Origin of the sequence: Streptomyces sp. NBC_00376, assembly GCF_036077095.1 — a bacterium.
In the GTDB taxonomy this organism is placed as follows: Bacteria; Actinomycetota; Actinomycetes; order Streptomycetales; family Streptomycetaceae; genus Streptomyces.
On the sequence record NZ_CP107960.1, the window covers coordinates 8,765,474 to 8,778,001 of the forward strand.

General features: G+C 68.2%; 8 protein-coding genes and 1 pseudogene. 5 read left to right on the plus strand and 4 right to left on the minus strand.

The genetic code is table 11. The features are described from left to right. The first annotated feature begins 94 nt into the window (after window positions 1-94). Window positions 95-1,912: a DUF2637 domain-containing protein gene (locus tag OG842_RS39445; protein WP_266734058.1), complete on the plus strand. Its 1,818-nt coding sequence runs from the start codon at window positions 95-97 to the stop codon at window positions 1,910-1,912. 1,229 nt (window positions 1,913-3,141) lie between these two features. Further along, the gene (locus OG842_RS39450) at window positions 3,142-4,752 is read left to right on the plus strand and encodes an ISL3 family transposase (protein WP_266737203.1); all 1,611 of its coding nucleotides are present in this window, start codon (window positions 3,142-3,144) and stop codon (window positions 4,750-4,752) included. Window positions 4,753-4,886: 134 nt separating this feature from the next. Here OG842_RS39450 and OG842_RS39455 read toward each other — a convergent pair whose 3' ends face one another. Next, the gene (locus OG842_RS39455; protein WP_266734057.1) at window positions 4,887-5,264 is read right to left on the minus strand and encodes a DUF6223 family protein; all 378 of its coding nucleotides are present in this window, start codon (window positions 5,262-5,264) and stop codon (window positions 4,887-4,889) included. Between the two features lie 239 nt (window positions 5,265-5,503). Here OG842_RS39455 and OG842_RS39460 point away from each other — a divergent pair, with 239 nt between their 5' ends. Continuing rightward, window positions 5,504-6,631, plus strand: a complete 1,128-nt coding sequence (locus OG842_RS39460; RefSeq protein ID WP_266734056.1) for a sensor histidine kinase — start codon at window positions 5,504-5,506, stop codon at window positions 6,629-6,631. Further along, window positions 6,628-7,290, plus strand: coding sequence for a response regulator (locus OG842_RS39465; RefSeq protein ID WP_266734055.1), 663 nt, complete (start codon window positions 6,628-6,630; stop codon window positions 7,288-7,290). The genes OG842_RS39460 and OG842_RS39465 overlap by 4 nt, the downstream gene beginning before the upstream one ends. Window positions 7,291-7,551: 261 nt before the next feature. On the opposite strand, the gene OG842_RS39470 is transcribed toward OG842_RS39465, so the two are convergent. Further along, complete coding sequence (locus OG842_RS39470; protein ID WP_266734053.1) at window positions 7,552-8,760, minus strand: IS701 family transposase; 1,209 nt, start codon at window positions 8,758-8,760, stop codon at window positions 7,552-7,554. Window positions 8,761-9,570: 810 nt separating this feature from the next. Continuing rightward, window positions 9,571-10,020, minus strand: coding sequence for a hypothetical protein (locus OG842_RS39475; protein ID WP_266734051.1), 450 nt, complete (start codon window positions 10,018-10,020; stop codon window positions 9,571-9,573). 409 nt (window positions 10,021-10,429) lie between these two features. Between OG842_RS39475 and OG842_RS39480 the strand changes: the two genes are divergently transcribed. Beyond that, the gene (locus OG842_RS39480; RefSeq protein WP_266734049.1) at window positions 10,430-10,927 is read left to right on the plus strand and encodes a GNAT family N-acetyltransferase; all 498 of its coding nucleotides are present in this window, start codon (window positions 10,430-10,432) and stop codon (window positions 10,925-10,927) included. 8 nt (window positions 10,928-10,935) lie between these two features. On the opposite strand, the pseudogene OG842_RS39485 reads toward OG842_RS39480, so the two are convergent. Further along, window positions 10,936-12,392: pseudogene (locus OG842_RS39485) on the minus strand (NF041680 family putative transposase). Window positions 12,393-12,528: the final 136 nt, after the last annotated feature.

Here is a 12,528-nt window from a genome sequence, read left to right on the forward strand (position 1 = left end):
CGATTCTGCGACGTACTCCGCGGAGTGCATGGCTTGGGTAACCCTTCGTGAGAGTGTGGCCAGATGATGCAGATACAGGAGCGGCGGCAGGTGCATGAGTAGGGGCACTTCGCTTCAGCTGACACGCACCCACCGGATACTCATCGGTCTCGTGGTCGCCGGAGCGGTGCTCATCGCCGCGATCGGGTTCGCGGGTTCGTACGCGGCGGTGCGCGAACTCGCCCTCCAGAAGGGCTTCGGGGACTTCTCGCTGGTCTTCCCGATCGGTATCGACGCGGGTATCTGTGTCCTGCTCGCCCTGGACCTGCTGCTGACCTGGCTGCGCATCCCGTTCCCGCTGCTGCGCCAGACCGCCTGGCTGCTGACCGCCGCGACGATCGCCTTCAACGGAGCCGCGGCCTGGCCCGACCCGCTCGGCGTCGGCATGCACGCCGTCATCCCGGTGCTGTTCGTGGTCTCCGTCGAGGCCGCCCGCCACGCGGTGGGCCGGATCGCCGACATCACGGCCGACAAGCACATGGAGGGCGTCCGCCTCACCCGCTGGCTGCTCTCCCCCGTACCGACGTTCAAGCTGTGGCGCCGCATGAAGCTCTGGGAGCTGCGCAGTTACGAGCAGGTCATCAAGCTCGAACAGGACCGGCTGATCTACCAGGCCCGCCTCCAGGCCCGCTTCGGCCGCAACTGGCGCCGCAAGGCCCCCGTCGAGTCCCTGATGCCGCTGCGCCTGGCGAAGTACGGCGTCCCGCTGGGCGAGACCGCCCAGGCCGGCCTCGCCGCCGCGGGCATCGAACCCGCCCTGCTCCCCCTGGCCCCGGCCCAGGCCGTCCGGGCCCCGAAGCAGAGGCAGAGCCCCGCCGGTGAGACCTCTGCCGCGCAGAAGATGGAATCTACGCAGCTGCGTGCCGGAGAACCGCATCCGTCATTCCAGGTGCCTTCAGCAGCCGATGTACGGACGCAGCCCGAGCCAACACCGGACGATGCCAGGGCTGGCGGACGTCTCGCAGACGCCTACCGGGCCTGGATCGGCGCCTATGGTTCCGAGCCGACGAGTGCGCAGTTCGCACTCTGGCTCCAGGACCGGTACGGCATCGCCACAGCAGCCGGAGACCCGCTGTCCGACGAGCAGATCCGGCCCCTGCTACAAGTGCTCAAGCAGCGCGGCGCGCCCGCACCCGACGGCGGGTCCGGGCCCGATGCTTCCCAGGACGCATCCGAAGAAGAGACATGGACCGACTACTTCTACAACGCCTGGCTCACGTACGCGGCTGAACGGGGCTCCTCGCCCGATGCTGCCGCCCTCGCCGAGTACGTGTACCAGCGCGACGGAATCCTGGGCGCCACCGGGCAGCCCGTCACTGCAGACGAACTGCGCGACTACGTCGCTCTGTTCCAGGAGCGGGACCAGGGTGACCCCGAGGCCGTTCCGGCACCTGCGGCAGCAGGCCCGACCGCCGAGACGGTCCTCGACCATGAGAGTGAGGAGAGCCACGAAGAGGGCCCCCTCTCGAGCAGCCCCGACGACGACGCGGGGGAGCAGTCCGGTACGCCGCCTGGGCTTGCTGCCAGCTGGCAGGAGCAGACTCGGGCGACGGAACGGCACACGGTGCACGCGTCCGGTGAAGAGAGCGGTGGCCGCAGCATCGTTCAGGCTCGGGTTCCGAAGCCCCGCGACGAGGACGAGTCGGATGCTGGGGAGTCGGCCCCAGGCATCAGCGAGGGCGAGGTCGACCAGGAGGACGGCTCCCATCTGACGGGCCCGGCACGGGTGGAATTCCACTACAGGCAGTTGCCGCCGCAGGAGCAGGAGCTTTCGGCGAAGGCCCTTGCTCCGGTCCTGGCAGAGCGCTGCGGATACCGGGAGGGCACGGTGCGGAAGTACCTCGGGCAGATCAAACGGGCCGCTGGCGTGTGACGTTCCACCGCTGTGGAATGTGGGCGAGCTACCCGGAGCGCTGCACAGGGGTGGGGTGGAATTCCAGGGATTCCACCCCACCCTCTTCTACTGTCCCGAGCCCGCGTGCGTGCCCGGAAGCCGTTGCCTTCAGCTGCTGGGGCAGTGGGTGTCCGGCCGGGGAGTGCGGAGGTGAGGCCCTGCGCCGACTGCGCGGGTGGAATGCTGTGACCTGGGATTTTCAGTGTGGGTCACTGTTTGGTGTATACTTCGCTCGCGTTTTCCGCGCTGCTCGGCGCCGATTGTGTAGGTGGTGGGCAGTGCCGTTCGCGGGCCTGGCCGGCAGTGGGGTCCTGGTCGTTCCATGTGGGAGCGGCCGGGTGGAAAAGGAGAACCGCGCGACTGCGGCTGGGTGGAATTCTCCACGTTCCGCTGATGGTCTTTCGGTCAGCGCGGCCGCCGGGCCGGCGGCCGGATTCCTCGCGGCGGCACTGCGCAGAGCTTCTGCCGGGCGACGGTCTGGGGGGATGGAACGCAACCTTGTCCCCGATTGCACTGTGTGACAGTTTGCCGTATCCGTCAGAGAGTTCGTGACTGGCTCCGCAGGGCGTCCCTGGCCGCTCGGGGTGGGTGCTCGTAGGAGTGGCCCCAGCAGAAGGCCCGGCCCCTTGAATTCGCCTGAGCGAGGGCCGGGCCGGTTCTGCTCAGTCAGCGGCGACGGAATGACCAGCCCCAGAGAAGAGGCTGTCGCTTCCCGTCAGCCTGTGGTTCGAGGGCACGAGCCTGCGGAGGTCACGGTCGGCAGACGGCGCCGTTCCAGCTCCGCACACACGGTGGAACAGCACCGCGAGGAACAGGCCAGTGCCGTGCGCGCGGGTGGAATACGGCGCGCTCCACCACTCCGCCCGAGCCGTTCCACCCCGGGGAACGGACGTTTCCCGCGTCAGATCAGGCCGCAGCCTGCTATGCCCCGAACAGTGACCCACGCTGGAAAACCGCAGCTCACAGCATTCCAGCTTCGTGGAAAGCGCTGACAGACACAGACCGACCACCTGCACGATTCCACCCGGCGCGGCAGGGCGCAGAGCCCCGCTGCACGGGATCCAGGGATGCGCGCTGCTGCGCGCACCTGTGCGAGCGGCTGGGTGGAACGAGACCGCGCTCGCGCCGGATGTTCACGACTGCGGGTTCTGGCTCACATTCCGGGCTCTGTCGCTATTTTGGGGGTAGTTGGGCATCGATCTTGTGTGATGGGTGGGGTTCGCGTCGCGGACGTTCTGTTGCCGGGTGTCGGGGTTCAGGTCGAGGAAGTGGCACTCACGGATACGGAGGTTCGGCTGGCTGTGCGGTCGCAAGCCGCGTCGGCCGCATGTCCCGACTGCGGACGAAGATCCTCAAAAGTGCACTGCTACTACCCGCGGGCTCTGGCGGATCGTCCGGTCGCAGGCAAGCGTGTACGACTGGAACTACGGGCCCGCCGGCTCGTGTGCGGGAACGATCAATGCGACCGGCGGACGTTCGCCGAGCAGATACCGAACCTGACCCGGCGCCACGCACGCCGCACGGACGCTCTCACTGCCCAGCTCACCGACATGGCCCTGTTCCTGGGCGGCCGGGCAGGAGCACGCCTCTGCGAACGCATGGCTACCGGCACCTGCAAGGACACTCTGCTCCGGCTGATCCGCGCGCTGCCGCTCCCGTCCTCGGGCTCGGTCCCGCTTCTCGGCGTCGACGAGTTCGCCGTGCGACGCGGACGGACCTACGCGACGATCCTCATCGACATGTCCACCCACCGTCCGCTCGACGTGCTTGCCGATCGCGCCGCGAGCACCTTCGCGTCCTGGCTGCGAGATCATCCCGAGGTGCGGATGATCTGCCGCGACCGCGCTGGCTCCTTCCGCGACGGAGCCCAAGCGGGTGCTCCGCAGGCCCGGCAGGTGGCCGACGCCTGGCACCTACTGCACAATTCGGCCGAAGCAGTCGAACGTGTCGTGGGCCGACACCGCGCCGTCCTGCGAGAACGCCTCACGTGCTACGACGACCGGACCGAAGACGGCCAGACTCAGGAGAACCCAGGCCGCGCGGAGCTGGACATCCATGGGCGGCCGCGGCCTCTGGTCGCCCGCACTCGTGAACGCCACCAACAGGTCCACGAACGCATCGAACGTGGCGACAGCCTCCGTGCCATCGCACGCGATCTCCACCTCAGCCGCGGCACAGTCAACCGCTTCGCACGGGCCGCCGACGTCATGGAACTCCTCTTCGCCGCTACCCACCGCCCCACGCTGATCGACGATTACCGCCTCCACTTGCACCACCGCTGGATGGAGGGCTGCACCAATGCCTCCGCTGTTACCCGGGAGATCCAGCAGCTCGGCTATCGCGGCGACGTCAACACCGTCCGCCGGCACCTGAAGCCTTACCGCAACGGGACGATCCCGCAAACCGCTCCCTTGCCCCACATGACCGTCCGTCGGGTCACCGACTGGATCACGAGACGCCCCGAGCGCCTCACAGACACCGAGCGCAAATGCCTCACCGAACTGTGCGAGCGGAGTCCTGCGCTGGCCACGACCACCACATACGCTCGCCGTCTTGCACTCATGGTGCGCGAACGACGCAGCGAACACCTGGGCCTCGATGTCTGGATCGCCGACGTCCGCCTCGACGGCCAACGCGAACTCCGCACCCTGGCCAACGGCATGCGACGCGACCACGCAGCTATCCAGGCTGCCCTCACCACCACCTACACTTCGGGAGCAGCCGAAGGCAACGTCACCAGGTTCAAGCTGCTGAAGAGACAGATGTACGGCCGAGCCAACTTCGACCTTCTACGACGCCGCATCCTGCTCTCACCGTGATCAACCAGCTGCTACCCCCAAAATGGCGACAGAGCCCGGAAAGTGAGCCGGAACCCGAGTTTCGACAGCGCTGTACTCGGCGGCGTCTGATGGATCTTCAGGCAGGCGCGAACGGGTGCCTGTATCCGTCGCCGTCAGCCGGTGCGCCGAGCGCGGGTCAGTGCCAGGCCGCTGAGAGCCGTGCCGATCAGCCCCAGTGCCAGGGCGATGGCGCCAGCGACTACTCCGTTGCCGGTGCCGGGGCCACCGTCGGCGACGGCCAGGTTCACTACGCCCATGGTCAGGCCGACCAGTCCCGCCGCCATGGCCATGATGGCCCTGTTTCGCCTGTTGCCCGTGCCGGGACGATCGGTGGAGCGGGCCAGAGCCAGTCCGCCGATGACCACGCCGGCCAGTGCCACGACGGCGGCCGTGGTGCCCACCAGTCGCCCGGAGGTCAGGCCGGTAGTGGCAGCCGACTGGACTGCAATGTGCGCGGCTGCCGGTACGGCAAGCACGGATTGGCCTGCCATGAGAGGCCTCCTTGTCTCCTGCGATTCGATATCGCCTCAGTGCGATTCGATGTCGGCCCAGCATGTTCGGCGGCCCCGCCGTCAGTCGTCCAGCGGACGCAGACAATTCGCGCTGCTGCCGGTGGTTCATGCACCTGCTGCGGGTGCGGCAGACAACGCGCGGGTACTGCGGGGACGGTAGTCGCCCGCTCGTTCGTGAGCGGGACTTGCCCGTAGTGGCGTCCGGTTAGGGTGCGCGTATGGACAGAGGACGGTTCGGTGTCCCGGCCGGTGTCTGGGACTGGGCGGTCGCCGTCGGCGTGGCGGCGCTGCTGGTGGGCACCGGGCTGTCCGGTGAGAGCTCCACGGCGAGCAGGTACCTGCTCGGCTATGCGCTCCTGGCGGGCGGCGGGCTGGCGCTGGCCGCCGGCAGCCGGGCTCCGCTTCTGGTCCTGGCCGTTACCGGGCTGTGTGCGGTGGGGTATCAGGCGGCCGGTTTCGACGTGCTCGCCGTCTCGTATCTGGTCGCGGTGTACGGCGCGGTGCGGGCCGGGCACCGCGCCCTCACCGTGGCGGCGTCCGTCACCATGCTGGTCGCTCTCCACCTCACGGCGCTGGTCTTCCAGGACGAGCCGGTGCGGGAGGCGTTCGGGCGGGGCAGCGGCGTGCTCGAGATCGCCTGGCTGATCGCCGCCTTCGCCGCGGGGGAGGCGGTGCGGCAGGCCGAGCGGCGGGCGGAGGAGGCCGAGCGGACCCGGGAGGAGACCGCGCGGCGTCGCGCCGATGAGGAGCGGCTGCGCATCGCGCGGGAACTGCACGATTCGCTCACTCATCAGATCTCGGTCATCAAGGTGCAGGCCGAAGTCGCGGTCCATGTGGCCCGCAGACTCGGCGAACAGGTGCCGGAAGCGCTGCTTGCGATCCAGGAGGCCGGACGCGAGGCCAGCCGGGAACTGCGGGCCACGCTGGAGGCGTTGCGCGACGACGACACGACCCCGCCGCGCGGGCTCGATGACGTTGTGGAACTGGTGGAAAGAACCCGGACGTTGGGCCTGGACGCCACGCTGACGATCGACGGGCGGCAGCACGACGTACCGGCCGCGGTGGACCGGACCGTCTACCGGATCGTGCAGGAGGCGCTCACCAATATCGCCCGGCACGCCGACGCCACCACCGCGGCGGTCCGCATCGACTGCCTATCGGATTCCCTCGCCATTCGCATCGACGACGACGGCAAGGCGACGCCGGCCACCGCCCCGCTGCCCGGCCTCGGGCTGCTCGGCATGCGCGAACGCGTCACCGCCCTCGGAGGCCGGCTACGCGCCGAACCACGTGACGGGGGCGGCTTCACCGTCCAGGCCGAGCTCCCCGTGGAGCGGACGTCGTGATCCGTGTCCTGCTGGTCGACGACCAGCCCCTCATTCGCAGCGGATTTCGCGCCCTCCTCGACCTCGAGGGCGACATCGAGATGGTGGCCGAGGCCGCCGACGGCATCGAGGGCCTGGAACTCGTCAAGGAGCACCTGCCCGACGTCGCGCTCATCGACATCCAGATGCCGGTCAGCGACGGCATCGAGGCAACCCGGCGCATCGCCGCGGACCCGGCCCTGGCCGGGGTGCACGTGGTCATCCTGACCAACTACGGCCTGGACGAGTACGTCTTCGACGCCCTGCGTGCCGGCGCTGCCGGTTTCCTGGTCAAGGACGTGGTGCCGGTGGACTTCCTGCACGCCGTACGCGTCGCCGCTCGTGGCGATGCCCTGCTCGCGCCCTCGATCACCCGCAAGCTGATCAACCGGTACGTTGCCCAGCCGCTCTCTACCGACACCGGCGCTGGGCTGGAGGAACTGACCAACCGCGAACGCGAGGCCGTTGTCCTGGTCGCGCAGGGTCTGTCCAACGACGAGATCGCCGACCGCATGGTGATCAGCCCGCTGACCGCGAAAGCCCATATCAATCGGGCCATGACCAAGCTCCAGGCTCGTGACCGCGCCCAACTCGTGGTCTTCGCCTACGAGTCCGGCCTGGTGGCCCCACGCAACCCTTGACTGTGCGTCACGCAGCTGTTTCGCATGGTTGGCAGGGGTGCGCAACGTCTTCGTCCTGGCCGGGTGCTGTCGATTCTCGGGTTCTGGCTCACTTCCCGTGGAGCATGCACACTGAGTGACGGTTGTCAGGCGATCGGGTCCTAGTAGGGCTTTGTTAGGTGGTGTCGTAGGGCTGCCATGGGGTGGGTTGTTGGCAGGTGGGGCAGGTTCCGGTCCAGGTGGCCAGCAGATGTTGGAGGAGGTCCAGGGCCTGGTAGAGGGTCAGGCCCTGGCAGGGACTTTTGGGCAGGTCCGCTGTTCGGTCAGGAACAGGTGGGCGGCGGTGACGAGGGTGACGTGGCGGTGCCAGCCGGTGAATGAGCGGCCTTCGAAGTGGTCGAGTCCGAGGGTGGTCTTCAGCTCGCGGTAGTCGTGCTCGATGCGCCACCGTAACTTCGCGAGGCGGGCCAGATCCCGGGCCGGGATGTCGGCTGGCAGGTTGGATATCCAGTACTTGACCGGCTCGTCCTCACCCTTGGGCCACTGGGCGATCAGCCAGGTCAGGCCGATGACACCGTCGGGAGCGGGCTTTGGACGGCGTCCCGCGAGCCGGATGCGCAGGAACACGAAGCGGGAGGTCATCGCGGCTTTGGAGCCCTTGCGCCAGGTGACCGTCACCGCTTTGTCGCGGCCGGCGGCCAGGACGTGTTCGCGCAGGCTGAGTGGGCGGGTTCGGTAGCGGGGCAGCGGCCTGGGACCGAGCCCACCGTAGGGCGGCTGGTGGGGCTTGGCCGCCTCGGCATGAGCGGTCAGTTCGCCCTTGACCTGCAGTGCGTAGGCCAGGCCCCGGTCTTCCAGCGCGTGCCGGAAGTCGGCGTTCGCGCCGTAGCCGGCATCCGCGACCAGCACCGCGGGCCACAGTCCGACCGCTGCCAGTTCGTCGAGCATGTCCAGCGCGAGCTGCCACTTCGGCCGGTGACGCTCTTCGTCGGGGATCCGGCAGTGGGCCCGCCGGTCCGCCGCTTCTGGGCTGTCCCAGCTCTGGGGCAGGAACAGCCGCCACGAGAGCGGGCAGGATGCGGTGCCGGAGGCGGCATGGACGCTGACGCCGATCTGGCAGTTGCCGACCTTGCCCAGGGTGCCGGAGTACTGCCGGGCCACCCCGGGCGAGGACACTCCGTCCTTGGGGAAGCCGGTGTCGTCCACCACCCACACCTGCGGACGCACCACCCCGACCGCACGGCGGGCCAACCCCGCGCGGACTGTGCCCACCGGCCAGGTCGAGGACGTCATGAACTGCTGCAACTGCTGATGGTCCACACCCAGACGCCCAGCCATCGGCTGCATCGACTTCCGACGCCCGTCCAGCAACAGACCCCGCAGATACAACCGGCCCTTCACCCGCTGGTCAGCACGTCTCAGCGAAGCGAACACCTCCCCGGCGAACTCCTCCAACCGGCCACGACACAAAGCGAGTTCATCCGCCCTCATACCAGCAGGAAACCACCAGAACCACCGCCTGCCCAGACACGTAACAAAGCCCTACTAGGAGGCCGTAATCCGTATTGCTATCAAATATCTGATACGCATGGGAGGTTGATGGGGCGTTCTCCCAGGAAGGCGCACTGCGGCAGGGGAGTTGGGAGCTGGGAAGTGTACCCCGAGGCCAGTCACTCGCTGTTGTTGTTCTCCTGGCGCCCGGACCGGCGCCAGCCCGCCCGTCACTCTTTGAGGGCCGGCCCCGAAGAGTCCGCCGCACACCACCACCCCCGCTGATGTACTGACCCCTTCCGAGCCCGGAAAAAGAGAGCACACGTGGGGTGCAGCAGGGGCTACAGGGTCGAACACCGGGACACATGGTCCCGGTGGACCTGCGAGAGGCAAGGGTGCGGGGCGGCCGGGACGGTATGCGGCGACCAGCACGACGACCGGGCCGCCACCTACGCAGCCGGCCACCAGGAGAAGACCCACCGCGACGGCCTCGTCAGCGACGCGATTGCCGCGCTCAGCACCGCCCGCGCGGCGCCGCGCCTGCTGCCGCTGGCCGCGCTCCCCGATGTCGACACTCACACCTACCGGGGCCGGGCGTGCGTGACGCACGCCCGTCGACTACCCGCCCGCCAGGGAGAAACCCCTTGCCGGGGTCACCTCATCTTCGGGCCGCTCCCTGGCGGGCCATCTGCCGCACAGCGTGGGAGAACGGGGAATTCAAGGGCTGCCCGAAGTGACCGCCCTCGCTGCCGCAGGAAGGCTCCGCGTTCGGTTCCGGCCGCGCAGCCTGCTCATTGTGTCGGACGTTCGTCAGCAGGTGACCGGAACGTTCAGGGTCACCGGGCTGGAGGGATGGCCGAGGGCGGATAAGGTGAACTCGGCGTGGACGGTCGAGCCGCAGGGGACGGTGCCGCCGACACCACGGACCTGGGTGGTCGCGGCTTGGAAACGGACCGGCTGCACCAGGTGGCCGAGGGAGGTGCCGCCGACGGCGTTGCCGGTGAGGGTCGTGGTCAGGTCCTTGACCGGGAGCGTGGAGCCCGGGCTGGGCGGGCCCGCCAGGTTTATCTGGCCGTACAGCTGCACGCTGTTGCCGGTGACTTCGGCGCACACCTTGGTCGACAAGCCCACCCGGAGGGCGGACGGACCGCACGTCACGGTGGCGGCAGTGGTGGTGGGGGCGTGTGCGGCGGTGGCCGGGGCCGCGCCGATTAAGGCCAGGCCCACGGCCGCGGTGGCGAGCAGAGCGATACGAGACATGAGGGTAGTTCTCCCTGTTCAGAGGCGTCGTTCATAGGCATCACTGATGCACTCAGGATGCAGGTGCAATGTGACATTGCACTGGACGCCAGTATATATGGAGGCGGCGTGAGGGTTAACTCCCATACCTCCATGCAATCTTCGCGTCCTCACCTTCCCCTTATCCCGTCCCGTCGGCACCGCAACCGACCTTGACCTGGGCCGACGTGCGGGAGCGCTCGTCAGGCCGGGGCCACAGAAGTTGAGCCAGAGCCCGAATCCGTGAACATCGAATTGATCGCCCAGCCGTCTACCAGCGCATCCCGAGCTGATAGAGGTCCGCACGGCGCTGCTCGGGGAGCTTTCCGGCGCGTTTGCGGACTGTGGGGTGGGGAGTTCATCGTGAACGGCGACGTGCCAGGATTCCGGAGTGAATGAACTGACGATTCGTCCTCGCGCCGATAGCCACATGCAGGGCTGCGTCCAGGCGCTCGCCACGGTCCATGCGTCAGATCGCTATCCAGTGGATTGGCCTGTCGATCCGGAGGGTTGGCTGACTCCCCGAAGCATGCTCGATGCCTGGGTGGCCGTCGAAGGTTCGGCTGTCCTGGGGCATGTGGTCCTCGCTCGTCCCGGGGAGACGCTGGCTATGGCTGTCGGGCTGCCTTCGCACCGTCTGGTGTCCGTGGCGCGGTTCTTCGTCAGTGCTGGTGCCCGCAGACGAGGGGTGGCCGCGAGGCTGCTGGACAAGGCGATCGAAGCAGCTGCAGCCGACGGACTCAGGCCTGTTCTGGAAGTCGAAGCCGGGGCGATCGCCGCCATCAACCTCTACGAGCGTGCCGGATGGCGATACGTCGGCAGTTCCGCAGCTGACTGGATGACAGCCGACGGACGTGTCGCGCAGATGCGTTCTTACGTTGCTCCCTAACTTGATCTTTAACCTGTGCGGCGGGGGCGTGGAGTCGTTGTCTTCTTCGTGTGTCGCTTTGTGGGGTCGGGTTTGCGGACGGTGTGCACGTCATAGCGTGCAGTGGGCTGGTTGTTCCTGCGACCGGGTGGCCGTCCCGGGCCGGGCCGAGCGGATTTCGGTGCTCCGGCTGGGCAGGCGGCCTTCGGCCGGAGGTGCCGAAAGTCGCGACGGACTCGTGCGGGGGTGAGTCTGCCGAGCGGGACCGGCTTCTCCCACGGCCGCCGGAGGTCTGCCGCCAGCGGACGGGCGAGCCGGAGCTGGGTGAAGGCGGCAAGGATCAGCCAGGTCCAGCGGTCGGCGGCTTCGGGGGTGCGGATCTTCGGGCAGGTCCAGCCCAGGGTCTGCTTGAACAGGCGGAAGGTGTGCTCGATGTCGAAGCGCCGCAGGAACGCCTGCCACAGACGGTCGATGTCGGCTGTGGTGGCGTCGGTGCCCGACCACCACAGCCAGACCGGCTTCGGTGTCGCGCTGCTGGGCAGGTACTCGACCTGCAGGCGGATCACGGTCCCCTCGATCACCGGCAGGGCGCCCAGTTCCGCGGTCCAGGCCGAACGGTGGGTCAGTCGCGGATGGAGCCGGTCCCAGGCCCGGACGATGGCGGTGCCGTAGAGACGGGTTGCGGTCACCGTCTGCACGTCGGGGATGTTCCAGGTGGCCGGGTCGCCGAAGACGAACTCGCCGCCACGGCGAGGCGGACGGCCCCGGACACCGGGCTCGCGGGGCGATGCCGCACGGCGCAGGACACGGTCCGAACGCATCCGGCCCAGCACCTGAACCGGCAGATCCTTCAGCAGGAAGGCCAGGCGAGGCACGTCGTATCCGGCGTCCATCACGATCAGGATCTCCGGGTCGGCGTCCTTCCACTGCCCGGCGCGATCAGCCGCTCGACGAGTTCACGCATCTGCCCGGCCGTGACGGTGGCAGCGTCGTCGCCAGGTGACAGACGCAGCGAGTCCAGCGGCGCGGTCCACGAGGTACGTCCCGTTTCCAGTGCGCAGATCACCGAGTACGGCCAGCCGGGAACGGGAATGTGCTGGTCCTTGCCCCGCCCGTAGGTGTGGCACAGGATCCGCTGCGGTGAGGTGTGCGCGCTGGGCCGCAGCCAGCAGGTGATGTCGACGGCCAGGACCAGCCGGCCGTCCGCCGATCGCGGCAATGACACCGCTGCCAGGGCCCGCCGAAGCCGGGCCACATCGATCTGGCCCGTGGCCAGAGCGTCGTAGAGTCCACCGTGCCCGCGACGGTGTTCACCCACCAGCGACAGTTCCACCAACGACCGGACCGGACCATCGGCGCACAACACGGCGTCCGCGAGCTCGAACAACGCATCCGCACGCCTGGTCAAACAGGAATAGAACTCGCCCCGGAAGCGTGACAGTTCCGCAAACGGATCCTGCCGGACAGCATGATGCAACAGACTCATCCCAACGGCCTTCGTGCTGAGCGTTGTGTGTTCCTTGGTCGGATCACATGCTCAGCCGAAGGCCGCCCGCACGTATGGCAGTTACCAGTCCGAGTGATCAAGTGCGAGGACTCGTTCGGGCCCCGAGGTTAAAGAT

Excerpts from the sequence above, each read along its gene's own strand:
- OG842_RS39445 (WP_266734058.1), top strand. The coding sequence starts at position 95 with ATGAGTAGGGGCACTTCGCTTCAGCTGACACGCACCCACCGGATACTC.
- OG842_RS39450 (WP_266737203.1), top strand. The coding sequence starts at position 3,142 with ATGGGTGGGGTTCGCGTCGCGGACGTTCTGTTGCCGGGTGTCGGGGTT.
- OG842_RS39455 (WP_266734057.1), bottom strand. The coding sequence starts at position 5,264 with ATGGCAGGCCAATCCGTGCTTGCCGTACCGGCAGCCGCGCACATTGCA.
- OG842_RS39460 (WP_266734056.1), top strand. The coding sequence starts at position 5,504 with ATGGACAGAGGACGGTTCGGTGTCCCGGCCGGTGTCTGGGACTGGGCG.
- OG842_RS39470 (WP_266734053.1), bottom strand. The coding sequence starts at position 8,760 with ATGAGGGCGGATGAACTCGCTTTGTGTCGTGGCCGGTTGGAGGAGTTC.
- OG842_RS39475 (WP_266734051.1), bottom strand. The coding sequence starts at position 10,020 with ATGTCTCGTATCGCTCTGCTCGCCACCGCGGCCGTGGGCCTGGCCTTA.